Consider the following 22,580-nt stretch of genomic DNA (forward strand, 5'->3'; position numbering starts at 1 on the left):
GCGATACTCTCCTCAGCCATGGCCCTCATCGAGACCGAAGAAGCCGCCCGCCGCCTCGCTCGCGCGATCGCCAGCGATCTCAGCCTCTACAACGAGGAGAAGATCGTGAACGGGATCACGAACGACAACTTGTTCGACACGCTGGCCGAAGAGATCGAGGAGGGCCGCGCGCTCTTCAAGCGGCGCGTGGCGCCCGAGCTCTATCCGAAGAACTTCTACGATCGCGCCCTCGTGGACATCCTCGTGAAGGCCAAAGGGCACATCAAGTCGAAGATTTGGTGAGGCTCTGCTGATCTGCGACGGGCTCGCACCCGAGCTCCTCGTGCACGTCCCCGAGTCGGCGCGCGGCCTGCGCCTCGATCGGTTCCTGGCGCTCGCGCTCGAGGGCGTGCCCTCGGCGCCCACGCGGTCTGAGCTCAAGCGATGGATCGACGAGGGGCGCGTGACCGTGGGGGGCGCCGCGAAGAAGGCGGCCGACAAGGTCCGCCCTGGCGACGAGGTGCGTGTCCGCCCGGCGTCGCCGCCGCCGACGCGCGCGTTGCCCGACGCGAGCGTGCCGTTCGACGTGCTCTACGAGGACGACGAGCTCGTCGTCGTCAACAAGCCGGCCGGCGTCGTCGTGCACCCGGCCGCGGGCCACGCCACGGGCACCCTCGTGAACGGCCTGCTCGCGCGCGGCTATTTCGATCGGCACGCCCCCTTCGACCTGGGCGAGAGCGTCTTGCACGACGAAGCAGACGCCGAGCGGTCGCGGCCCGGCATCGTCCATCGGCTGGACAAGGACACGAGCGGGGTCATGGTCGTGGCGCGCACGCCGCACGCGCGCGAGGGGCTGAAGCGTCAGTTCGCGGAGCACACGATCGATCGCGCGTACGAGGCGGTGTGCGTGGGGGCGCTCGCGTCGACGACCTTCGCCACGCTGCATGGCCGTAACCCCTCGAATCGGCTGCTCTTTTCGTCACGTGTGAGCGACGGGAAGCGGGCCGTGACGCACGTCGTCGCGGGCCGCTCCTACCGCGGGCTCGCCACGCGGCTCACGTGCCGCCTCGAGACGGGGCGCACCCACCAGATCCGCGTCCACCTCTCCGACGCGGGCCACCCGCTCCTTGGCGATCTGGCCTACGGGGGCCCCCCGCGTGATCCGGCGCTCGCGCGGATCGCGCGATCGCTGGGGCGGCAGGCCCTGCACGCGCAGCGCCTCGGGTTCGTGCACCCGAGCACGGGCGCCGCGCTCGGCTTCGAGGCGGCGCTCCCCGACGATCTCGCGCTGGCCATCGCTGCGCTCGAAGCGCTGTAAGGCGGCTCAGGCCTCTGCGGGCGGCTCGGCCTCGGCGGGTGCTGCGCTCGGCTTCGCCTCTTCGGCGAGCAGCCCGGGGAAGCGGCGCTTCAGGAGCGTGAGCGCCACGAAGCCGACGAGCACCGCGAACCACAGCGTGGCGAAGCGCACGAGCATCATCGCGCCGGTCGCGGCGGCCGGGCTCACGTGGCCGATGTCGTGCATTTGCCCGTTCAGCAGCGTCTCGGTGACGCCGAGGCCGCCGGGCACGGGGATGATGGCGCCTGCGAGGGTGCTGGTGGCGTAGAAGAACGTGGCGAGCGGCACGCTCACCGGCTCGCCGAAGCCGCGGACGATGATCCACAGCGCGAGGCACTCCAGCGTCCAGGCGCAGAACGAAATCAGGGTGGGCGCGACCAGGTTCCGCGGCGAGAGCAGCGTCCGCAGGCTCACGTAGGCGGCGCGCGCCTTGGCGCCGATCTTCTTGAAGGGGCCGGGGAGCACCTCGACGAAGCCGATGAGCCGCAGGCTCAGGGTCTGGCTCATGACGACGCCGATGAGCATGGCCACGAGCGCCGCACCCACGCCCGCCCAGACGAGGCCTCCCTCGAAGCCGAGCGAGCCGAGCACGATGAGCACCACGATGCCGAGCACGTCGGTCACGCGCTCGGCCACGATGATCGGCGCCGTGCGCGTCATGTCGACCTCGTAGGTCTCGTGGAGCACGAACGACTTGAAGACCTCGCCCACCTTGCCAGGGCTGATCGTGAGGACGAATCCGGACAGGAAGACGAGGAAGCTGTCGAGCTTCTTCACCCCGCGAATCTCGAGCCGGGAGAGGTAAAACTCCCACTTGAGGAAGCGCAGGATGTAGTTGCCGAACGCGAGCGCGCACGCCGCAGCGAAGGTCCACCATGCGTAGCCGGTGAGGGCGTCGCGCACCCTGCCGAGGCCGCTGTACACCGCGTAGCCGCCGTACAACAGCACGCCGAAGAGCATGACGACGAGCACGCGTCGGAGCGAAAATTTCATGGGTCGGACTTGCCTACTTGCCTGTGCGGGGCGCGACGCGCAGCCGGAGAGAGGCCAACACCCCGAGACGCGAGAGCAGCGCGAGGCCGCCGACCACCACGACGAGCGCGATCGCGCCGTAGAACACCCCGCGCGGAGCCTCCCAGCGCCCGCGCGCGAGGCCGGGATCGGGCCGCGTGACGACCTCGGTGGCCGTCGACGCGGGCGGCGGGCTCGCGCTGGGCGCTTGGGCGGGCGCGGCGGGGCCTGCAGGGCCTGCGGCGGGGCTTGCGGCGGAAGGTTTGGGGTCCTGCACGTCGCGCGGAATTACACGCGGCAGCAGGGCGCGGCAAGTCTCTCGTCCGCGTACGGGCCTGGATCGTCCTCGCTCGTGTGTGTGAACGGCGCCGTTGGTGCTAGAAACCACGCCCGTGAGCGAAGAACCCGTCTCCGACGTCGCGCTGTTGCAGAAGGCGAAGGCCGCCAGGCTGTCGCTCCACGAGGCCCTCGGCGCGCGCGTCGTCGGCCAGACCGCGGTGATCGACCTCATGCTCATCGCGCTGCTCGCGCGGGGCCACGCGCTGCTCGTGGGCGTGCCCGGGCTGGCCAAGACGCTGCTCGTCGCGTCGCTCGCCGAGGCCCTCGAACTCTCGTTCGGTCGCGTGCAGTTTACACCCGATTTGCTCCCGGCCGACATCACCGGCACCGACGTGCTCCAAGAGGACGACGATCCCTCGGGGCAGCGGCGGCGCGTGCGTTTCCTGCCCGGCCCGATCTTTCACAATCTGGTGCTCGCCGACGAGATCAACCGCACCCCCCCGAAGACTCAGGCCGCGCTGCTCCAGGCCATGCAGGAGCGCCGCGTGACCGTGGGCACGGTCACCCACACGCTGCCCGATCCCTTCCAGGTGTTCGCCACGCGAAACCCCATCGAGCAGGAGGGCACGTACCCGCTCCCCGAGGCGCAGCTCGACCGATTCCTGCTCGAGGTGCACGTCGAGTACCCGTCCGAGGCCGAGGAGCGCGAGATCGCCCGGCGCACCACCAGCGCCGCGGTGGGCGAGGTGCCGACCGTTCTGTCCGCGCCGGAGGTCCGCGCCCTCCAAGACCTCGTGCCGCGCATCCCGGTCACCGAGGCGGCCGTGGAGCTCGCCGTCGCGATCGGGCGAGCCACGCGGCCGAAGGACCGGAAGGCGCCGGAGGCGGTGGATCACTACGTGCGATTCGGCGCGGGCCCGCGCGGCTCGCAGGCGCTGGTGCTCGCGGCGAAGGCGCGCGCAGCGCTGGCGGGGGAGGCGGCGGCCGACGTCGAGGACGTGCGCGCCATGGTGACGCCCGTCATGCGGCACCGCCTGGTCCTGTCGTACCGCGCGGAGGCCGAGGGGGTCCGCGACGCCGACGTGCTCCGCAAGGTGCTCGCGAACCTCGCCTGAGCGCGGGCCGCGGTCGTCGGCCTCGCGAGCCCGCGCGCGAATTTCTCCCGCGCGCCGAGGCGAGCCGCCTATCCTGCTGGGGTGGCGCGCGTGCTGTCGACCTTCGTCGAGTCCGACCGCGCGTGCGTGTACCTCGCCGGGGAGCGCGCGCGGCAGGACGTGCGCGTCATGGTCGACGTGGGCCCCGAGGAGTACGAGCACCTGCTCGAGCGGGGCTTCCGCCGCTTTGGCGCCGTGTACTTCCGCCCTGCGTGCGCCGGCTGCGGCGAGTGCCGCTCGATACGAGTGCCCGTGGAGACCTTCCGGCCGAACCAGGCCCAGCGCCGCGCGCGCCGGGCGTGCGCCGATCTCCGCGTGGAGCTCGGGCCACCCCGGGTCGACGACGAGCGCCTCGCGCTCTTCGCGCGCTGGCACGCGGCGCGCGAGGAGGCCCGCGGCTGGGACCCGTCGCCCACGGATCGCGACTCGTATTTCCAGTGCTTCGCGTTCCCTCACGTGTGCGCGCGCGAGCTCGCGTTCTACGACGACGACGCAGGCGGCTCAGGCAAGCTCGTGGCGATCGCGATCGCCGACGAGACCCCGCGCGCGTGGAGCGCCGTCTACTGCTTCTACGATCCCGCGTACGCGCGGCGCTCCGTGGGGGTCGCGAGCGTGCTCTTGCAGATCGAGCTCGCGCGGGCGAGGAGCCTGCCCTACGTGTACCTCGGCTATCGTGTCGCCGGGTGCGCCTCGCTCGCGTACAAGGCCCGGTACGTGCCGCACGAGCTCTTGTCGGGCCGGCCCGGCGAAGACGAGCCCGCGGTGTGGGCTCCCCCGTGAGCGCTCGTCGGTCGTCGCCGACCTGAGGTAGCGTGGGGCATGCGCGACGAAGCCCACGAGGACCCAGGGTCGAAGCCCGCGGCGTCTGCGCCTGCCGCGCCTGCGCAGGCCAAGCCGCGGTCGAGCCGCAGCGGCACGTGGCTCATCCTCGTCGCGCTCGTCGCCGGCGTGGCCCTCGGTGGCTTCTTTCCGCAGGACAGATACCCACAAATATACGAATTATTTCACTTTTTGTCGAAGGCTTTCATCGCGCTCATCAAGGGGCTCATCGTCCCGCTGCTCGTGTCGACCCTCGTCGTCGGCGTCGCGCAGACCGGCGACCTCAAGGCTGTCGGCCGGATGGGCGGCAAGTCGCTCCTCTACTTCGAGGTCGTCACCACGATCGCGCTCGGTCTCGGGCTGGTCGTGGCGAACACGCTCCAGCCCGGCAGGGGTCTACCGATCGATCTCAGCTCGCACGGGGTCGACAAGTCGAAGGCGCAGAGCGGGTGGGACACGGCGATGCACCTCTTCCCGTCGAACCTCGCGAAGCACGCCGTGGACGGCGACATCTTGCCCATCGTGGTCTTCGCGGTGCTCTTCGGCATCGCCCTCACTCAGCTCGGTGAGCGCAAGAAGGTAGTGCTCGAGCTCGCCGAGACCGTCGCGCAGGCGATGTTCAAATACACGGCCATGATCATGAAGCTCACTCCGCTCGGGGTGTTCGGTGCCATGGCGTACAACGTGTCGCACATGGCCGCGGGCCACACGCTCGAGAGCGGCGCGCGCATCGAGGGCTGGCCGGCCGTGCTCTACCTCGTGTGGCGCTACGCGCGCGTGGTCGGGAGCCTCTACCTCTCCATGGCGCTCCTCGTCGTGCTCGTGTTCGTGCCGATTCTGCTCGTGGTCCGGGTGAGCCCGCGGAGGTTCTTCGGCGCGATCCGCGAGCCGCTCCTCACCGCCTACACGACGGCCTCGAGCGAGGCCGCGCTGCCGCAGCTGCTCGAGGTGCTCGTGAAGCTCGGTGTCCCGCGGCGCGTCGCGAGCTTCGTGCTCCCCGCGGGGTACTCGTTCAACCTGGACGGCTCGACCCTCTACCTCGTGCTCGCGAGCCTTACCATCGCGCAGGCCGCGGGCATCGACATGCCGCTCGGGCGCCAGCTCTTCATGGTGCTCACGTTCGTGATTACGTCGAAGGGCGTCGCGGGTGTGCCTCGCGCGACGCTCGTCATCATCGCGGCGACCTGCGCGAGCTACGGCCTGCCCGGCGAGGCGGGGGTCGCCATGCTGCTCGCGGTGGACGAGATCATGGACATGGCGCGCTCCGCGACCAACGTCGCGGGCAACGCGCTCGCGACCGTCGTGGTGGCGCGCTGGGAGGGCGTGTTCGAGACGGAGCTCGAGCCCGAGCTCGCGGAGGCCCGCGCCACGGACGCCGCCATCGCGAACACACCTCCCTAAGTTGCCGGGCCCTTAGACGACCAAGGTCTCGGTGTGCTCGCCGAACACGCCTCGGAGCACGTTCGAGATCTCGCCCACGGTCGCCTCGGCCTTCACCGCGGCGACGATGGGCGGCATGAGGTTCTCGCCCGGGTTCCGGGCGGCGTGCTCGACCGCGCGCAGCGCCGCGGCGTGCCGGTCGGCGTCGCGAGCGGCGCGCATCGCGACGAGGCGCGCCACCTGCTCGGCCTCGATGCGCGGGTCGATCCTCATGACCGGCACGGGCAACGCGTCTTGCACGTAGGCGTTCTGTCCGACGATGAGCCGGCGGCGGTCCTCGATCTCGAGCTGATAGGCGTACGCGGTGTTCTGGATCTCCCGCTGCGGGTAGCCCTGCTCGATCGCCGCGACCATGCCGCCGAGCGCGTCGATGCGCGCGAGGTAGGTGCCCGCCTCTCGCTCGAGCCTGTCGGTGAGCGCTTCCACGGCGTAGCTGCCGCCCAGGCCGTCGACGAAGTCGGCGACGCCGGACTCCTGGGCGATGATCTGCTGGGTCCGGAGCGCGATCGTGGCCGCCTCGCTCGTGGGGAGGCCGAGCGCCTCGTCGTAGCTGTTCGTGTGGAGCGACTGGCACCCGCCGAGCACCGCGGCGAGCGCCTGCAGGGTGACCCGCGCGACGTTGTTGAGCGGCTGCTGGGCCGTGAGCGTCATGCCCGCGGTCTGGCAGTGGAATCGCAGCGCCCTGGCGCGCTCGGTCTTCGCGCCGAAGCGGCCCTGCATGAGGGTGCTCCACATGCGGCGCGCCGCGCGGAACTTGGCGACCTCTTCCAGCACGTTGTTGTGCACGTTGAAGAAGAACGAGAGCTGGGCGCCGAACACGTCCACGTCGAGCCCCGCGTCGACCGCCGCTTGCACGTACGCGAGGCCGTCGGCGAGGGTGAACGCGATCTCTTGGGCGGCGTCGCAGCCCGCCTCGCGGATGTGGTATCCGCTGATCGAGATCGTGTTCCACTTGGGCACATCGGTCGTAGAATATGCAAAGATATCGGTGATTAAGCGGAGGGAAGGGCGGGGCGGGAAGATGTAGGTCCCCCGCGCCATGTACTCCTTCAGGATGTCGTTCTGGATGGTGCCGCGCAGCTTCTGGCGGGCCACGCCCTGCTCCTCGGCGACGGCGACATAGAGGGCCAGGAGGATCGACGCCGTCGCGTTGATGGTCATCGAGGTCGAGACGTCCCCGAGCGGGATCGCGTCGAAGAGCGTGCGCATGTCGTGGATGGAGTCGACCGCGACGCCGACGCGCCCTACCTCGCCGAGGCTCATGGGGTCGTCGGAGTCGCGGCCCATCTGCGTGGGGAGATCGAACGCGACCGAGAGGCCCGTTTGTCCCTGCGCGAGCAGGTAGCGGTACCGGGCGTTCGACTCGGCGGCGGTGCCGAAGCCCGCGTATTGCCGCATCGTCCAGAGGCGCCCGCGGTACATGTTCGCCTGCACGCCGCGAGTAAACGGGGGCTCGCCCGGGAAGCCGAGCCTCTCGTGGAGGTCGCCCTCGAGGTCGTCCGGTCCGTACAGCGGGGCGGCGTCGACCTGGCCCGCCAGGTTCGGCACGCGCGCCCGCGCCTTGCCTCCGGCCTCCGCCTTCGCGAGGACGTCTCTCTCCCAGGTGCTTCGGAGCGAACGATACGAAGAGCTCATCGGGGCGCGAGCCTACAATACTTCAGCGGCGCACGCGCTCCGGGACGGCCGCGCGCCGCGCGCACTATTTCTTCGCGGCGCGCACGATGCGTGCGAGGGCCTCGCCGGCGACCGCGGCGATTTCCTCGAGGCGCTTGGTCGCGATGAGCGTGTCGCCGAGCTCGTCGGCGAGCACCACGACCGCCGTGCGGCCGTGCACGCGGATGGGGACGGCCGCCATCTCGCGGCTCACCGTCCGCAGGGCCGCCACGAGGGGCCCGTGGGTGCTGGGATCCAGCGGCCCCAGGTAAGTGCCCTCCGCCGAGGCCCAGGCGAGGACGGTGGGCGCGTCGGCGGGGATTTCGAGCGCCGTGATCTCCCCGGAAGAGGCGAGCCCGGGCGTCGCCAGCCACCCCACGAAGCTCCCGCGGCGTACGACGAAGATTGCGACTCGCCGCGCGACGACGCGCGCCCCGGCGAGGACCAAGCCGAGGATCGCGTCCCGATCGGGCGCCGACTTGAGCGCCGCGAGCACTTGGCTCGGCTCGGGCGCGGAACCGGCGCTCGGGGCCATGCTCCCGCGCTGCGGATCGGCCGCGCTCGGCGCGCGCACCGAGAGCGGCGCGGGCGGGTGGGACGGCGGGCCGGGCGGCGCGCTTGGGTTTCGCGCGAGCGCCGATGGCGGCGGCGGTCGCGGCGCCACGTTGCGGGTCGTGACGGGCTCGCGCAGGGTGATGGAGGGGGGGATGAGGGAGAGCGTGAGCGGTCGGTCGAGCAGCTCCGCGTCGGGAGGCGGCGGGAGGTCTGCGCGCCGGAGCGTCGCAGGCGACACCGTGACCTCGGGCTCGCGGCGAGTGGGCACCGACGAGGTTCGGCCGGTGCGGGAGGGCGCCACCTCCACCGCCGCGGCGGGGAGCGAGTCGATCTGCAGGCTGCCGTCTTCGGGCTCGGGGAGCCCCACGGGCACCGAGCTGCGCGAACGTACGAGCTCCGCGTCCGGGAGAGAGAGACCGCCGCCGAGGCGCGAGTAGGTGATGCTCGCGACGCTCTCGTCCCCGAGCGGATCGAGGGCAGGGGCGAACGTGCTGCGGCGGCGGGTCAGCGGGATCGGGATCTCCGACGGCTCCTCCCGCGGGGTCCCGCTGAGGAGCCCAGGGCCCCACATCGGCGTGCGGCGCACGGAGTAGGTCGGATCGGGCGGTGGCGTCTCGTCGCGCATGCGCGGGCGCGCCGCGACCTTCTCGGGGCGCGCGCTGAGGATCTGGGCGTAGCTCGGGCGATCGCGCAGGGCGCTCTCGACCTGCTCGAGCGACGCGCGCATGGCCACGACGTTCGCGCCGAGGTGAAAGGCGACCTCCTCGGCGGCGTGGGCGTCGAACGCGTTCACCACGGCGAGATCGACCGTGTTGGAGCGCTCGTCGAATCGCAGCGGCACGACGAGGAGCCGCGTACACAGGCCCGCGGGGAGCCGGTCGAGCAGGTCGATGTCGGCCTCGAGCCCCTGGATGGAGGGCGCGTCCGCGCGGCTGAGCTCCGCCTCCAGCTTCTCGGCGGTGAGCGCTCCGGTGTCGAGCAGGGCGTGCTCCAGCGGCGAATCGTTCGACGCCGCCACGAACAGCGCGCGCTCCAGTCCGTCGGCGCTCAGCACCTCGGAGACCACGAGCCCTTTCGCGAACTCCACCGCCACGGGGGGGACTCTACACCACGCGCAAGTGCGCTGAGGGAGCGAAGCTCGGGGGCGCGCTCACAGATGCCCCTTGCCGAACTGGTAGACCACCTCGCTCTTGCGGAGGAGGCCGAGCTTGGACCGCGCGATGCGCTCGACCGCTGCCGGGTTGTCGCGCAGCTCCGCGACCTCGATCCGCAGCCTCGCGACGTCGCGCCGCAGCTCCTGGTTCTCGGCCTCGACCTGCGTGAGCTCCCGATCCAGCGAGCGCATGCGCGGCAGCCCCTCCGGCTTCAGGATGAGCAGCGGCACGGAGACGAAGGCGACGCCGAGAATCGCGACGGGCAGGAGCCGCTCGATCGCGCGGTCGACGTGGCTGCCGGACATGGCGCGAACCTCGCACGGGCGGGGCTCTGGGCCAAGTTTCTGGTAAAGACGCGGCATGAGCCAGGAAGCGTTAGAGGTCGTCGTTGGCCTCGAGGTGCACGCCCAGCTGCTGACGCAGACGAAGCTGTTCTGCGCGTGCCAGGCCGCGTTCGGGGCACCGCCGAACACCCACGTGTGTCCCACGTGCCTCGGCCTGCCCGGCGCCCTCCCCATGCTGAACCGACGCGCGGTCGAGCTCGCCATCACCGCGAGCCTGCTTCTGGGCGCCGACGTGGCCGCGGAGTCGCGGTTCGCGCGCAAGAACTACTTCTACCCGGATCTCCCCAAGGGCTACCAAATCAGCCAGTTCGAGCAGCCGCTCGCGAGCGGCGGCGGGCTCGAGATCGCCACGGCGCGGGGCCGGAAGCGCGCGCGAATCGAGCGCGTGCACATGGAGGAGGACGCGGGGAAGAACGTGCACGACGGTGCGCGGAGCCTCGTCGACCTCAACCGGGCCGGCACCCCCCTCATCGAGATCGTCGGGCGCCCCGATCTTTCGTCGGGCCGCGAGGCGGCCGACTACCTCCGCGCGCTGCGGGAGCTGCTCGTCTTCGCGGGCGTCAACGACGGCAACATGGAGGAGGGGAGCTTCCGCTGCGACGCGAACGTGTCGGTGCGGCCGCGCGGCGCCGCGGAGCTCGGCACGCGCGTCGAGATCAAGAACATGAACTCGTTCCGCTTCGTCGAGCGCGCCATCGAATACGAGGCGGCGCGGCAGGCGGCGGTGCTCGCGAGCGGCGGCCGCGTCGTGCACGAGACCCGCGGCTGGGACGAGAAGACCGAGACGACGTTCTCCATGCGAAGCAAGGAGACGGCGCAAGACTACCGCTACTTCTCCGAGCCCGATCTCCTCCCGCTCGTGGTGGACGATGGCCTCCTGTCGTCCCTCCGCGCGAGCCTGCCCGAGACCCCCGCCGCGAAGCGGGCGAGGTACACGGCGGCGCTCGCGCTCGCGCCATCCGCCGCGGAGGTGCTTACGCAACATCCCGCCATCGCTAGCTTTTTCGATGCAAGTGTCGCCTTGGGCGCCGCCCCCGTGGCGCTGGCGAACTTCCTCTTGTCGGAGGTGCTCGCCGACGTCGTGACGCATGGCGTCCGCGCCGAGCTCCCGCTCGCGCCGTCGTCGCTCGTCGCGCTGCTCGGGCTGGTCGCCGAGGGCACGCTCAGCGGGAAGCAGGCCAAGGAGCTCTACAAGCAGACCCGCGACGCGAGCGGCCCTGCTGGCGCGCGCGCCGTCGACGTGGTGGCCCTCGCCGAGCGCCTCGGGATGCGGCAGCTCTCCGATCGCGGGGAGCTGGAGAGCGTGTGCGCGCGGGTGGTGGCGCAGAGCCCGAAGCAGCTCGCGCAGTACCGGGCCGGCAAGGTCGGGCTGTTCGGGTACTTCGTGGGGCAGGTCATGAAAGAGACGGGCGGGCGCGCGAACCCTGCGCTGGCCAACGAGCTGCTCACGAAGCTCCTCGCCGCCCCCGAGGCGTCATGAGCGCGCCCGCGCTGCCCACGCTCGCGGCCCTCGCCTCGTCCCGGACCGCGCGCGGGCGGGTGCTCATCGTCGATGACAACGCCGAGCTCGCCGGCGCCCTCGAGGACGTGCTGTCGACCGCGCGCGCCGACGACCACTCCCCGCGCTTTCAGGTCGTCACGGCGACCCACGGGGCAGAGGCCCTCGCGCTCGCCGACGCGGAGGGTTTCGACGTCGCGATCGTGGACGTGAAGCTGCCCGACGTCAGCGGCGTCGACCTCATCGGCCCGCTCCGCGAGCGCGCCCCGTTCTCGGAGGTCGTGCTCGTCACCGGCTTCGCCACGCTCGACGCGGCCATGGGCGCGCTTCGCGGAGGCGCGTTCGCGTTCGTGCTCAAGTCGTTCCGTCCCGAGGAGCTGCTCGCGACCGTCGAGCAGGCGTTCGCGAAGGTGGCCTTGAAGCGGGAGCGCGACGAGCTCGAGCGCCGCTACCGGGATCTCGTCGAGCTCACGAGCGTGCTCTTCGTAGCGCTCGACGGGGACGACCGCGTGTCGCTGCTCAATCGCCGCGCGGCGACGCTAGCCGGCGTGTCTCCCGACGAGGCGCTCGGGAAGCCGCTCGTCGAGCTCTGGATCACGTCCGAGGGCCGCGTCCGCCTGCAGGAGGGCCTCGCCCGCGCGCGGGCGGGTACCGAGGCCTGGATGGACGGCGAGGCGCGCCGCGCTCGCGCGCTGGAGGTGGTGACCGGATTCGGCCCGACGAGCGAGCTCGACACGACCCGAACGCGCGTCCGCTGGCACCTGTCGCGCGGCGAGGACTCGATGGTCTACGCGATCGGCATCGACGTGACCGAGCGGCTCGCCCTCGAGAAGCGCGCCGCGGACGCCGAGGCGCTGTCCGCCATGGGCGCGCTCGCGCTGAACCTCGCCCACGAAATCCGCAACCCGTTGAACGCCGCGCTCCTGCAGCTGCACCTGCTCGGCCGCGACGTAGGGAAGGTCGCGGCCGACGACGAGCAGCGCGCGGGCCTGCGCACGCGGGCCGCGATCGTCGGCTCCGAGATCGGGCGGCTCAACCGGCTGCTCACCGAGTTCCTCGAGCTCGCGCGCCCGCGGGGCATCGCGCGTGAGCCCGTGCACATGCCGACTGTGCTCGACGAGGTGCTCGCCCTGGAGCGTGAGTCCGCCGAAGCTCGCGGCGTGACGTTCGTCCGTGAGGTGCCGCGCGACGGGGCCGTCGCCCTCGGCGACGCCGAGAAGCTGAAGCAGGTCCTCGTGAACCTCGTGGTCAACGCGCTCGAGGCGATGAAGGGCGGGGGCACCGTCACCGCGCGCGTCGTCGTGTGCGACGACCGCGTCGAGACCTCGATCGTCGACACCGGGCAGGGCATCGAGAGCGAGGTGTTGGGCAGCGTGTTCGACGCGTTCTTCACCACAAAGGAGGCCGGCACGGGGCTCGGCCTCAGCATCGTGCGCAAGATCGTAGACCAGCACCGCGGGGACGTGCGGATCCACACCGAACGCGGCCGCGGCACCACGGTCACGGTGTCGGTGCCGCGAGCCGGGACCTGATCGATCGCGCGCTCTGGATCGACCGCGCGGGCTCGGGCGAGGTGAGCCCGGGCTCGCTCCGCACGAGCCGTCGCACCCCCGGCGCTTCAGCGCCCGGGCGGCTTGAGCGGGAGCACCGAAGAGGACAAGGGCGGGGGCGGGATCTTGCCCGACGGTCGCGCGTCCGGCGCGGCGTCGCCGGCCTCGATCGCGAGGAGCGCCATGAAGAGCCGATCCATCCCGAGCTCGAGGGCCGCTTCGCGGTGGAAGGTCTGCACGACGCGGATGAGGCGGAGCGAGGTCGACTTGCCGAGGTCGATCTCTCGCTCGAGGAACGCCTCGAACGACCCGAAGCCCTTCGCCTCGTAGAGGCGCTTCGCCTGAATGTCGCGCAGCACGAGGCCGATGTCGTAGAAGCCTTTGTTGAGGTTCTTCCGGAACCCCTTCACCGCGACGAGCTGGTTGTGCAGGTCGGAGATGCGCTGCTTGATGTCCTCGGCGCCCTGTGGCGTGCGGATGGTGGCGCGAGCGCTCCCGGGGAGCGGCGGCTCGGCGGCCCGGGCACGCGCCTCGGCGGCGTGTTTGGCGGCGTGGCGGGCAGCCCAGGGCGCGGCGCCGCGGAGTCCGAGCTTTCGCTTTGGGGAGTCCTTTTCCGCCTTGGTGGCCTTGGTGGCCTTGGTGGCCTTGCCCGCCTTGGCCTTGTCGGCGCTCTTCGGCTTCCCGGCCTTGTCGGCCTTCGCGCCCTTGGCGGCCCTCGCCGCCTTCTCCGGCTTGGCTTCGGCCTTCGCTTTTGCAGGCTTCTTCGTCGTCGCCATGGGGGTGCGCTCACTTCTCGAGGACGGCGCGCCGTCCGAAAGGAAAACCATGAACCGGGCGTCCATGGCCAGACAAGGGATTGGCAAGAAAGCCAATCCGAGAGCGCCCCCTGCGCCGAGAGCCCCGAGCCACCGGGCGCGCTGTCGTCTCGGCAGATAGCACCCTTTTCGCGACGGCGTAAAGAACCGTTGCATCAAAGGGCCATCGAGAAAGATAGTCTGGCGTGGCCACTCGCACGCCCCTCTCGACCAACGACGTGGCCCCGTGGCTCACCGCGCTCGGGAGAGACACCGAGGGCCTCCAGTTGGTCCCGGTGGAGGCTGGCACGGTCAACACGAGCAGCGTCGCCAGGCTGCGCTCGGGCGAATCGCTCTTCCTGCGACTCTACGAGCAGCAGGGGCTCACGGGCGCCGAGGCGGAGGCGCTCCTGCTCGGCGAGCTCTCGCGCCGCGGGGTGCCTACGCCTGCCCCGCTCGGGCGGTCGGGCTCGCCAGACATGTGCGTCGCCATCGCGAAGGGCAAGCCCCTCGTGGCGTTTCCTTTCATCCGTGGCGTCACGCTCCGCCAGTCGGAGGTCACGACGCGCCACGCGGCGCAGGTCGGTGAGGCCCTCGCGCGCCTCCACCTCGCGTCCGCCGGCCTCGCGCTCCCCGCGGACCGCTTCTCGGTCGCCGCGCTCATCGGGCTCACGCGGAGGTTCGGCGAGGTGGGCGACGACGAGGCGCGCGCGCTAGCGCCGTGGCTGGAGCAGGAGCTCGGTCTGGCCGACCGCGCGCGCGACGCGAGGCTGCCCCACGGGCTCATTCACGCCGATCTGTTCCGCGACAACGTGCTCTTCGACGGCGATCGCCTCGCCGCGCTGCTCGACTTCGAGAGCTGTCACGGTGGTGCTTTTGTGTATGATATCGCGGTTGTGCTGCAGTCTTGGTGCTACGGATCGAGCCTCGATCTCGACCTTGGGCGCGCCGTGCTCTCGGGGTACGAGTCTGTGAGGCGCCTCGACGAGGCCGAGTGGCGCGGGCTCTACGCCGAGAGCCGCTTCGCGTGTCTCCGCTTCCTGACGACCCGCATCGCGGACAAGACCGCGCGGCTCGGCAAGCATCCCCGACGCTTTCAAGACCGCCTCCGCGCGCTCGACGAGCTCGGCGCCGCGGGCATCATCGAGCGCGTTCGCCGATGAGCGACGCGCCCCGCCCCCGACGCCGGCCGACCGGGCTGGCGTGTGTCTTCGCGCTCGGCTTGGCGCTCGGCCTCGGCGCTCCGCGGCTCGCGTGGGCGGACAGCGACGACGACCCGCCGGAGCCCGAAGCGCCCGCCGCACCGGCGGCGACACCGTCGACACCGACGACGCCGACAGAGCCCCTCGCGCCAGCGCTCCCGGTGGTGGGCCTCTCACCGCCGTCCCAGGACCCGTACCTCGCGCGGGAGGCCCAGGTGGCGCCGACCTTCGTGTGGTTGCTGACGCAGTTCGTGCCGAGCCCCGAGCTCGTGGTCGGCTCCGAGGGAGCGCGCTTCGGCGTGCGGTGGAACGTGAGCCCGCTGCTCTACTCGTTCGGCATCCACCGCCGCCTCTCGCCATGGCGCGTCCTCGTGGTCGAGCCGGTGGTGCGCCACTCGGGCTCGATCGAGATCTTCGCGTCGCCAGAGTGGGTGGTTTACCGCGGAGGGACCACCCTGCTCGACCTCGGGGTCCGCTCGACGGTACCGCTGCTCCACCGCGGCGAGTACCTGAGCGCCTCGGTCGGCGTGGCCTACACTTCGTTCGAGGGGGTAGGCGCGGCGCGCTACGAGGCCGGGCTCTACACGGTGTTCGGCGTCTTCGGGGTCGTGGTGTCCGCGTCGCCGAACCTGGCGCTCGCGCCGGTGTCGACGGCCGTCACCCTCCGCCTGAGGTACTTCTGATGCGGCGCCTGGCGCTCGCGCTCCTGACCGCGCTCGCGCTGGCGCCTACGGGGTGCGCCGTCGTCCCTATCGCCACCAGGAACCTCGCGACGCTTGCCAGCACTCCCGCGCGTGTGCCGAACAAGATCGCCCACCCTCTGCGCACTGACGCGCGCCTCTCGGTGCTGTGGGTGGGCCACGCCACGGCGCTCGTGCAGCTCGACGACAAGGTGCTGCTCACCGATCCCGTGTTCACCGATACGGTGGGGCAGGTCTCGAAGCGCCTCGTCGAGCCAGGCCTCGAGCCGCGCGCGCTGCCGCCGGTGGACGCCGTGCTCATCTCCCACGTGCACGCCGATCACCTGTCGCTCGGCTCGCTCGAGCTCATCGAGACCAAAGTGCGACACCTCGCGCTCCCGCGCGGCGGGCTCACCTACCTCACCGACTTTTCGTTCGACGCGTTCGAGCTCGGCACCTGGGAGACCTGGGAGCGCGACGGCCTCCGCGTCACCGCTGTGCCCGTCCACCACCCGGGGTTCCGCTACGGCATCGACGCCGATTGGATGCAGGATGCATCCACGGGGTACGTGGTCGAATACCACGGGCTCCGCGTCTACTTCGGCGGCGACACCGCGTACGACGAGCGGGCGTTCGTGGAGACCGGCCGGCGCTTCCCCGGGATCGACCTGGCCCTGCTCCCGATCGGGCCCGCGGAGCCGCGAACGTTCATGCGCAAGAGCCACGTAGGCCCCGAGGAGGCGGTGCAGGTCTTCCTCGACCTCGGCGCACGGCGCGTCGTGCCCATTCACCGCGACACGTTCGTGAGCTCGAGCGACGCGCCGGGGGCGGCGCTGGCGCGGTTCCTCGCCGAGGCGAAATCCCGCTCGCTCCCGCCGGACGCCGTGCAGGTGGTAGGCTTCGGCGAGCAGCGGGTGCTCGTCCCCGCGCCCGCCGCAGCCGACGGGCACTGACGCCGCGGCGAGCGCGAGCCCGACCGGCCGCAGACAGTCCACGACCCCACGCGCGGACGCGCGCGGGCGAGGGACCGCGTCAGACCGGCGGCGCGGGCGGGGCGGGGGCGACCTGGGGCCCTTCCTGGGGAGGGAGCGCCGCGGCGGTCGTCGCGATCCGGACCCTGTCGGGCTGCCAGAGGCTCGCGCGAATGCGTTCGACGTTGCTGACCGCCTCGTCGAGCAGCGCCTGCTGCGTCTCGACCTCCGTCAGGACCTGCGCGACGTCCTTCTCGCCGGTCTCCCGCTGCACCTTCGCGGCGCTGAGCACCTCGAGCACCTCGCGGTGAAGCTCTTCGCCCGCCGTCACGACCCACGCGTCGAGCCGGCCGGCGAAGTCGTCGATCATCTCGTCGAGCTTGGGCGCGGCCTTCTCGGCGGCCTGTCGGACGACATCGGGCGCGAGCTCCTTCGCTCGCTTCTTGTATTCTGCATCGATACGGTCCCGCAGGACGAGCGCGAGGACCGGCGCCGCGAGGGTGAGGAGGCCGCCCACGAGCACGTTCACGAACATGACGCCGAGCCCCACGGCGAAGAGGGCCGCGATGCCCGCATCGTACCGGAACGTGTCGACCTGCACGTCGAGGCGTTTGACGTCGCCACCCAGCGTCTCGATGACGCGCTTCGTGGTCTCGTTCGCATCCTCGCGGACGAGCGCGATGGTCCGCTCCGCGAGGTCTTCGAGCTTGGCCCCGATCTCCTTGGCCTCGGCCTCGGCCCACTTCTTGAACGTGTCCTCGAGGAACGCGGGCAGGTACTGCTTCAGATCCTCCTGCTTGGCGCCGTCGATCACGTTCGGGAGCTGCCGGATGGTGTCCTCCACGAAGCGGTCGAGGTCCTTGCGAGCGCCCACCTTGATGCCCGCGACCTCTTCGCGGATCTTGATGCGTCGCTGCTCGATGTTGCCTGCCTGCCCGGCGAGGTCCTGCTCGAGCATGCTGATGCGTCGGAGGAGCTCCTCGGTCTTCATCGAGGCGGCGCGTCGCTTGGCGTCGACGCCCTTGGCGAGGAGCGCGCCCACGTTGACGCCCTCGCCGAGGGCGTTGTCGAGCAGGATGCGCCCGCGCTCCTCGGCGAGGAACGTGGTGAGGTGCGCGAGCAGCTCGGGCATGCCGCTCTCTCCGGCCTTGCCGGCGAGCGCGGTCTCGGCGCTGATGGGGAACACGAGCGGGTCCTTCACCAGGTTCGCGAGCTGCGTCTTGGCGTAGTGGAGGGCCTCGGTCTGCTCCTCGGCCGAGAGAATGTCCCACTTCGTGATCACGAACACGATCTTGTCGCGAGAGGCCTTCAGCAGCTTGTCCTGCAAGAAGATGCGCTCGCTCTCTTTCAGGATTTGACCCGCGTCGAGCAGGAACAGCACCGCGTCGGCGCGCGGGATGTAGCTGTACGTGATGTCGGAGCGCTGCAGCGACAGGTCGTTCACGCCGGGCGTGTCGACGAGCAGGATGCGCTCCTTCAGGATGGGGGCGGGGTAGCCGATCTCGAGGAAATCGACCTTCTCGGGGCTCTCGGGCCCGCCGACCGCGAACTTCTTCGCGTCCGCGAAGGGGATGGTCTCCCGTCTGCCCGACGCGTAGACGACCTGGGCCTCGGGGGCCTCCGCGTACTTCAGGTGGTGGATCGCCGCGGTCGTCGGGGTGACCCCGACGGCGAGGGCGCCCTCACCGAGGAGGGCGTTCACGAACGTCGACTTGCCGTGGTTGAACTCGCCGACGACCACGAGGTGGAACCGGTCTTCGTCGAGCTTCTTCACGAGATCGCGCTCGACCCGCTCGCGAAGGCTCTTGGCGCCCACCTTCTCCGCCACGTCGCTCAGCGCCGAGAGCGCCTTCTTCACTTCGCCTTTTCGTTCGAAAAATGCCTCGAGCATCATGACGTGGGGATCCCTCGTGTTTCGGATGGTGTCACCGCGTGAGCGGGTGGCGCTGTGGCGCCCAGAGAGCTGGAGCCGGTGCGCGTCGGGCGGTCGCGGCGCGGACGAGCGGGGAGGCCGATGGTCGATCGGCCAAGGGAGGAGCGCAACGACTTCGTCAGGCGTCGTCCTTCAGGAACGCGCGGACGCGGTCGTCGACCTCGGTCATCGAAAGTCCACCGGCGGGGAGCTTCGCCGCCTTCCGATAGAGCTCGCTCTCGGCGAACGTGCGCATCGCGAGGATGCGCTTGGGCAGGTACGGGTGGGTCGCGAAGTTCTCCATGTGGCGACCGATGCTGTCTTTGCCCTCTTCGTACTGCTCGAGGAACGCCTCGAGGTTGAAGTCCTCGAAGAGCTTGCGAGACCCGACGACCAGCTTCGCGAGCGCGCGCGACGAAGTGTTGAGGTCGGGGTTGCACAGCATGCCCGCGCGATCGCAGGTGATCTCGGCGCGGCGCGACCACGCGTTCAGGGCGATGACCGCCGGCTCGACGGCCCACCACAAGAAGACCCCCGCCATGCGCGTCAGGTAGTGGAGCGCGGTGAGGTACACGACGTGGGAGTTGTGGATGTGGCCGCACTCGTGCCCGATCACCATCATCAGCTCCTCGTCGGAGTACGCGTCGGCGAGGGCCGAGTGCACGATGATGAAGGCGTCGTCGTTGGTGCCGTACGTGGCCGCGTTGAGGCGCGGATCCGAGACGAGGTAGACCGTGGGCGGCGCGATGTGCAGCGTGTCGGCGCAGTGGCGCGTGATGCTGTGGATGCGGGAAAACTGACGTTCGCTCACCTTCACGGTGCTGCCGAGGAGCTGCCCGCGCCAGACCTGCTTGAACATCCGCACGGTCGCAGCCACGACGAGCTCGACCGGTCGGACCTTCTCGAACGCGGCCCGGGTCTGCCGATCGAGAATGTAACTGTAGTCGTGGCCGCTCGACTCGGGGCCACCCCCCACGCGCTCGCCCTTCATGTGGTTGACGAACGAAGCGAAATCGAGATCGGGGCCATGCGCCATGGGGTGCGGTTCCTTTGGGGGCAGCGTCGTGAGCGCGGCAGCCAGTCTACTACGTGGGGCGATCCGGAAGGATCTCGCGCTCTCGTCACGGTAACGACGACCCTGCGGGTCCGCAACCATGCGGCCGGCGCGCCGAGCGAGGTCCAAAAGAAACGAGCGGGGACGTCGGCCTTGGGGGCCGCGCGTCCCCGCGGACCCGACGGGACAACGACGGGACACAACAGGACACAACGGGACACAACGGGAGAGAGGTTCGGTGGCGGGGCTGTTGGGGCTCCTTTCGGCTAGCGGCGTCGCCGCCGGGGTCCGCGGAGAGGACAGGCGCCGCGATGCGGCTCTTCCCGAAATCGTGGGGTGGCGCCATTTTCTCTCGGGTCGCCGACGCGCGTCAGCGCTCGACCAGGCCACCGTAGGTGAAGCGCGTCGTGCGCGGCGCAGCCTCGAACGCCCCGGAGGCCACGAGGACCACGCCCGCGAGGATGGCGGTGACGGCGCTTGCCGTGGTCCACTTGGCCCACGTTGGGAAGCCCTGGTCCACGTAGCGTGGGGCGAGCGGCGCCTCGGGCGCGCGCACCCGCCACGCGACCAGGGGAGCGCAGACGCTGCCCGTGCACGTCGCGAGCTCTACGTCGGGGCCTGCCGCCCGCGCCGTCGCCCAGCGCCCGCACAGCGCCCCGGGCGGCGGGTGCGCCAAGCCGCTCTGGATCCGCGTCTCCGCGAGGTCGCGCGGTGCGCAGGCCGTGCGCACGACCGGGACCGCCACGCGGAGCCCCTCCGACGCCGTGAGCCACCGCGCCCACACGAGGGCGCCGCTCGACACGAGCGCCAGCTGGTGGCGCCCGGGCGTCACGTTCATGCGCGCCACCTCGCCTTCGGCTCGGGCTCGCCACCGACCTCCGTTCGCCCCTTCGGGGCTCACTTCCAGGTTCGTGGGGCCCGGGCGGAGCGGCCGCCCGTCGAGCAGTAGCGCGTCGTCGGCGGCGAGCCTCGCGACGAGGTCGATCGCGACGGTCGCGGCGGTTGGGCCGGGCGCCTCCGGTGGATCGCCAAGCCCGGGGACGCGGCCCCCGTCGAGGCCGCGCGCCTCGGCCAGCGCCGCCCTGGCCGCGGCTTCGTTCGGCGGCGCGAGTCGGGTCGCGCGGAGCGCGCGGGCGCGGAGGACCTCGGCCAGCAGGAAGGGCGCCTGCGGGAGCTCGGCGTGGGCGGCGAGCGCGGTCTCCGCTGCCCCGAGCGCTTCGTCCGCGGTCGCCCCGTCGAGCGACGCGATCGCGTCTTGGCCGCGGGTGAGCGAGGTCTCGATCGACGCCACGACCGGGGCCGAGTAGGGGAGGGGCGCGCGCGTCTCTTGGGCGAGGCCTACGAGGCGCACGCCCCGCGCGGTGGCCCAGGCTTCGAGCGCGCGAGCCTGCGCCGCGTCCGGCCTAGCGCGTGACTCGACCTGCCCACCCCCGTCGAGCCAGACCAGCGTGACCTCCGGGAGAGGCATCATTCTTCCGCGCGGCGCTTCTTGGCGGCGGGGGCCTTGGCGGCCTGCTTGGCCCCGCGGGGGGCCTTGGCGGCCTGCTTGGCGCCGCCGCCTTGCGCGAGCTCTGCGAGAGCGGCGAGCACGGCGTCGACGTGGCCCGCCACCTTCACCTTGGGGAACACCCTCGCCACCTTGCCGTCGCGGAGCACGAATGTGCTGCGGATCGTCCCCATGACCTTCTTCCCGTACATCGTCTTTTCGCCGTACGCGCCGAAGGCGGTGTGCGCGCTGAGGTCGGGATCGGACAGCAGGCGGACCGAGAGCCCGTACTTGTCGCGGAATTTGCAGTGGCTCGCGACGGAGTCCTTCGACACCCCGTACACGACGGCCCCCGCCTCCGCGAAGCGCGAGGCCGCGACCGAGAACTCCTTCGCCTCGGTCGTGCACCCCGGCGTGTCGTCCTTGGGGTAGAAATAGACGATGACCGTGCCGGGCGCTCCCCCGACCTCGTGGACCTTCCCGTCGTCGCCGTGGAGGGTCAGCTTAGGGGCGTCGTCATTGGCCTTCAGCACGGGGCAGTCCTTTTCCGTGGGCGCGCGCGGCCATGCGCGGCCGCGCCCGGGTGTCGTGTGGGAGAGCGCGAGGGCGCGCGAGAACGCGAGCGCGAACGATTCTGTACCGGACCGCCACCGTTTGAACAGCCCCAGGGGGTGGGGGAGACCGTGACCGGCGAGGAGGCGTTGCTGGCGCGCGTCGCGGCGGCGCTGGGCGAGGTGCCTCGGGGCGCGGAGGTCGAGCTCGGGATCGGTGACGACTGCGCCGTGCTCCGGAGCCCGGGATCGCGGCTCGTGTGGACCGTCGACGCCCAGGTCGACGAGGTGCACTTCCGCCGCGAGTGGCTCAGCTACGAGGACATCGGCTATCGCGCCTTCGCCTCGGCCGCGAGCGACGTGGTCGCGATGGGCGCGACTCCCATCGCGGCCTTGGCGGCGCTGACGCTGGACCCTCGCACGACCGAGGCCGACGTCGAGGCGCTCGCGCGCGGGCAGCGGGACGCGTCGCGGGAGGCCTCCGCCCCCGTGATCGGCGGCAACCTCTCGCGCGGCGCGACGCTGTCCGTGACGACGACGGTGCTCGGCCGCGCGGTCGCGCCGGTGCGGAGGGAGGGAGCGCGCCCGGGGGACCTCGTCTGGGCGACCGGACCGCTGGGGCTGGTTAGGCTCGGTCTTCTTTCGTATATGCTCGAAATTGATGGGGAAAACGTCGAGCCTGCGCGCCAGTGTTTTCGTCGGCCGCGGGTGCGCTACGACCTCGCGGGCTGGCTGGGAGGCGCCACCGCGGCCATCGACGTGTCCGACGGCCTCGCGCTCGACGCCTCGCGACTGGCGGCGCGCAGCGGCGTGCGCCTCGTCCTCGACGCCGAGGCCCTGGTCGCCTGCGGTGGGCGCGCCCTCGAGGTAGCCGCTCGTCGACTCGGCGAGCGACCTCTCGAGGCGGCGCTCCGGGGCGGCGAGGACTACGTGGTGCTCGCGTGTGCCCCGAGCGCGCTCGTCGGCGTGGACGGGGCGCTGCCGGGAGGTCTCGTGGCGATTGGCCGTGTGCAGGCGGGCGCCGGGGTGGCCGTGGTCGTCGACGGCCGCGAGCGCGAGGTCGAGGCCGCGGGGTACGACCACCTGCGCGGCGCATGAGCCCGCCGAGACCGCGCCTGAACCTGCGGTGGTTACGCCCCTTAGCTAGTCCCCTGGAGT

Annotated in this window: 21 protein-coding genes; 11 read left to right on the top strand and 10 right to left on the bottom strand. The window is 71.3% G+C overall.

The window, feature by feature from the left end:
• The first annotated feature begins 18 nt into the window (after positions 1-18).
• Together IPQ09_24450 and IPQ09_24455 are read left to right on the top strand one after the other, a co-directional pair.
• Positions 19-282, top strand: a complete 264-nt coding sequence (locus IPQ09_24450) for a hypothetical protein (protein ID MBL0197320.1) — start codon at positions 19-21, stop codon at positions 280-282.
• Positions 283-322: 40 nt separating this feature from the next.
• Complete coding sequence (locus IPQ09_24455) at positions 323-1,297, top strand: RluA family pseudouridine synthase (protein MBL0197321.1); 975 nt, start codon at positions 323-325, stop codon at positions 1,295-1,297.
• 6 nt (positions 1,298-1,303) lie between these two features.
• Here IPQ09_24455 and IPQ09_24460 read toward each other — a convergent pair whose 3' ends face one another.
• Both IPQ09_24460 and IPQ09_24465 read right to left on the bottom strand, forming a co-directional pair.
• A complete protein-coding gene (locus tag IPQ09_24460) occupies positions 1,304-2,308 on the bottom strand; it encodes a flippase-like domain-containing protein (protein ID MBL0197322.1) in 1,005 nt (334 codons plus the stop codon).
• 13 nt (positions 2,309-2,321) lie between these two features.
• Positions 2,322-2,603, bottom strand: coding sequence for a hypothetical protein (locus tag IPQ09_24465; GenBank protein MBL0197323.1), 282 nt, complete (start codon positions 2,601-2,603; stop codon positions 2,322-2,324).
• A gap of 232 nt (positions 2,604-2,835) precedes the next feature.
• On the opposite strand from IPQ09_24465, the gene IPQ09_24470 reads away from it, so the two are divergent.
• From IPQ09_24470 to IPQ09_24480, 3 genes are all read left to right on the top strand, one after another.
• Complete coding sequence (locus IPQ09_24470) at positions 2,836-3,720, top strand: AAA family ATPase (protein ID MBL0197324.1); 885 nt, start codon at positions 2,836-2,838, stop codon at positions 3,718-3,720.
• An 81-nt stretch (positions 3,721-3,801) separates the two neighbouring features.
• Positions 3,802-4,539, top strand: coding sequence for an arginyltransferase (locus tag IPQ09_24475; protein MBL0197325.1), 738 nt, complete (start codon positions 3,802-3,804; stop codon positions 4,537-4,539).
• Between the two features lie 39 nt (positions 4,540-4,578).
• Positions 4,579-5,979 (top strand): dicarboxylate/amino acid:cation symporter, encoded by a 1,401-nt coding sequence (locus tag IPQ09_24480; GenBank protein ID MBL0197326.1) that lies wholly within the window; start codon positions 4,579-4,581, stop codon positions 5,977-5,979.
• Positions 5,980-5,991: 12 nt separating this feature from the next.
• Here the strand turns inward: IPQ09_24480 and IPQ09_24485 are convergent, their stop codons facing one another.
• The 3 genes from IPQ09_24485 to IPQ09_24495 form a co-directional block, all read right to left on the bottom strand.
• Positions 5,992-7,653 (bottom strand): methylmalonyl-CoA mutase, encoded by a 1,662-nt coding sequence (locus IPQ09_24485; protein MBL0197327.1) that lies wholly within the window; start codon positions 7,651-7,653, stop codon positions 5,992-5,994.
• A gap of 64 nt (positions 7,654-7,717) precedes the next feature.
• Complete coding sequence (locus tag IPQ09_24490) at positions 7,718-9,319, bottom strand: hypothetical protein (GenBank protein MBL0197328.1); 1,602 nt, start codon at positions 9,317-9,319, stop codon at positions 7,718-7,720.
• A 57-nt stretch (positions 9,320-9,376) separates the two neighbouring features.
• Positions 9,377-9,685, bottom strand: coding sequence for a septum formation initiator family protein (locus IPQ09_24495; GenBank protein ID MBL0197329.1), 309 nt, complete (start codon positions 9,683-9,685; stop codon positions 9,377-9,379).
• Positions 9,686-9,740: 55 nt separating this feature from the next.
• On the opposite strand from IPQ09_24495, the gene gatB reads away from it, so the two are divergent.
• Together gatB and IPQ09_24505 are read left to right on the top strand one after the other, a co-directional pair.
• Complete coding sequence (gatB, locus tag IPQ09_24500) at positions 9,741-11,204, top strand: Asp-tRNA(Asn)/Glu-tRNA(Gln) amidotransferase subunit GatB (protein ID MBL0197330.1); 1,464 nt, start codon at positions 9,741-9,743, stop codon at positions 11,202-11,204.
• Positions 11,201-12,754, top strand: a complete 1,554-nt coding sequence (locus tag IPQ09_24505) for a response regulator (protein ID MBL0197331.1) — start codon at positions 11,201-11,203, stop codon at positions 12,752-12,754. Before gatB ends, IPQ09_24505 begins: the two co-directional genes overlap by 4 nt.
• Positions 12,755-12,840: 86 nt before the next feature.
• On the opposite strand, the gene IPQ09_24510 is transcribed toward IPQ09_24505, so the two are convergent.
• On the bottom strand, positions 12,841-13,548 hold the full coding sequence (locus IPQ09_24510; GenBank protein ID MBL0197332.1) for a hypothetical protein: 708 nt from the start codon (positions 13,546-13,548) through the stop codon (positions 12,841-12,843).
• A 224-nt stretch (positions 13,549-13,772) separates the two neighbouring features.
• Between IPQ09_24510 and IPQ09_24515 the strand changes: the two genes are divergently transcribed.
• The 3 genes from IPQ09_24515 to IPQ09_24525 are packed head-to-tail and all read left to right on the top strand — an operon-like array spanning position 13,773 to position 16,401.
• Positions 13,773-14,729, top strand: a complete 957-nt coding sequence (locus tag IPQ09_24515; GenBank protein ID MBL0197333.1) for a homoserine kinase — start codon at positions 13,773-13,775, stop codon at positions 14,727-14,729.
• Positions 14,726-15,451: a hypothetical protein gene (locus IPQ09_24520; GenBank protein MBL0197334.1), complete on the top strand. Its 726-nt coding sequence runs from the start codon at positions 14,726-14,728 to the stop codon at positions 15,449-15,451. Before IPQ09_24515 ends, IPQ09_24520 begins: the two co-directional genes overlap by 4 nt.
• On the top strand, positions 15,451-16,401 hold the full coding sequence (locus IPQ09_24525) for an MBL fold metallo-hydrolase (GenBank protein MBL0197335.1): 951 nt from the start codon (positions 15,451-15,453) through the stop codon (positions 16,399-16,401). The genes IPQ09_24520 and IPQ09_24525 overlap by 1 nt, the downstream gene beginning before the upstream one ends.
• A gap of 79 nt (positions 16,402-16,480) precedes the next feature.
• On the opposite strand, the gene IPQ09_24530 is transcribed toward IPQ09_24525, so the two are convergent.
• From IPQ09_24530 to IPQ09_24545, 4 genes are all read right to left on the bottom strand, one after another.
• Positions 16,481-18,310 (bottom strand): dynamin family protein, encoded by a 1,830-nt coding sequence (locus tag IPQ09_24530; protein ID MBL0197336.1) that lies wholly within the window; start codon positions 18,308-18,310, stop codon positions 16,481-16,483.
• A gap of 160 nt (positions 18,311-18,470) precedes the next feature.
• Positions 18,471-19,367 (bottom strand): M48 family metallopeptidase, encoded by an 897-nt coding sequence (locus IPQ09_24535; GenBank protein ID MBL0197337.1) that lies wholly within the window; start codon positions 19,365-19,367, stop codon positions 18,471-18,473.
• A gap of 388 nt (positions 19,368-19,755) precedes the next feature.
• A complete protein-coding gene (locus IPQ09_24540; GenBank protein ID MBL0197338.1) occupies positions 19,756-20,856 on the bottom strand; it encodes a hypothetical protein in 1,101 nt (366 codons plus the stop codon).
• Positions 20,853-21,404: a peroxiredoxin gene (locus IPQ09_24545; protein ID MBL0197339.1), complete on the bottom strand. Its 552-nt coding sequence runs from the start codon at positions 21,402-21,404 to the stop codon at positions 20,853-20,855. The genes IPQ09_24540 and IPQ09_24545 overlap by 4 nt, the downstream gene beginning before the upstream one ends.
• 150 nt (positions 21,405-21,554) lie before the next feature.
• Between IPQ09_24545 and thiL the strand changes: the two genes are divergently transcribed.
• Positions 21,555-22,520, top strand: a complete 966-nt coding sequence (thiL, locus tag IPQ09_24550; protein MBL0197340.1) for a thiamine-phosphate kinase — start codon at positions 21,555-21,557, stop codon at positions 22,518-22,520.
• Positions 22,521-22,580 lie beyond the last annotated feature (60 nt).

It is taken from the genome of Myxococcales bacterium (assembly GCA_016720545.1).
Classification (GTDB): Bacteria; Myxococcota_A; Polyangia; order Polyangiales; family Polyangiaceae; genus JAAFHV01.

Coding starts and splice junctions, on each gene's coding strand:
- IPQ09_24450 (MBL0197320.1), top strand. CDS start 19: ATGGCCCTCATCGAGACCGAAGAAGCCGCCCGCCGCCTCGCTCGCGCG.
- IPQ09_24460 (MBL0197322.1), bottom strand. CDS start 2,308: ATGAAATTTTCGCTCCGACGCGTGCTCGTCGTCATGCTCTTCGGCGTG.
- IPQ09_24470 (MBL0197324.1), top strand. CDS start 2,836: ATGCTCATCGCGCTGCTCGCGCGGGGCCACGCGCTGCTCGTGGGCGTG.
- IPQ09_24480 (MBL0197326.1), top strand. CDS start 4,579: ATGCGCGACGAAGCCCACGAGGACCCAGGGTCGAAGCCCGCGGCGTCT.
- IPQ09_24485 (MBL0197327.1), bottom strand. CDS start 7,653: ATGAGCTCTTCGTATCGTTCGCTCCGAAGCACCTGGGAGAGAGACGTC.
- IPQ09_24495 (MBL0197329.1), bottom strand. CDS start 9,685: ATGTCCGGCAGCCACGTCGACCGCGCGATCGAGCGGCTCCTGCCCGTC.
- gatB (MBL0197330.1), top strand. CDS start 9,741: ATGAGCCAGGAAGCGTTAGAGGTCGTCGTTGGCCTCGAGGTGCACGCC.
- IPQ09_24505 (MBL0197331.1), top strand. CDS start 11,201: ATGAGCGCGCCCGCGCTGCCCACGCTCGCGGCCCTCGCCTCGTCCCGG.
- IPQ09_24510 (MBL0197332.1), bottom strand. CDS start 13,548: ATGGCGACGACGAAGAAGCCTGCAAAAGCGAAGGCCGAAGCCAAGCCG.
- IPQ09_24520 (MBL0197334.1), top strand. CDS start 14,726: ATGAGCGACGCGCCCCGCCCCCGACGCCGGCCGACCGGGCTGGCGTGT.
- IPQ09_24525 (MBL0197335.1), top strand. CDS start 15,451: ATGCGGCGCCTGGCGCTCGCGCTCCTGACCGCGCTCGCGCTGGCGCCT.
- IPQ09_24530 (MBL0197336.1), bottom strand. CDS start 18,310: ATGCTCGAGGCATTTTTCGAACGAAAAGGCGAAGTGAAGAAGGCGCTC.
- IPQ09_24535 (MBL0197337.1), bottom strand. CDS start 19,367: ATGGCGCATGGCCCCGATCTCGATTTCGCTTCGTTCGTCAACCACATG.
- IPQ09_24540 (MBL0197338.1), bottom strand. CDS start 20,856: ATGATGCCTCTCCCGGAGGTCACGCTGGTCTGGCTCGACGGGGGTGGG.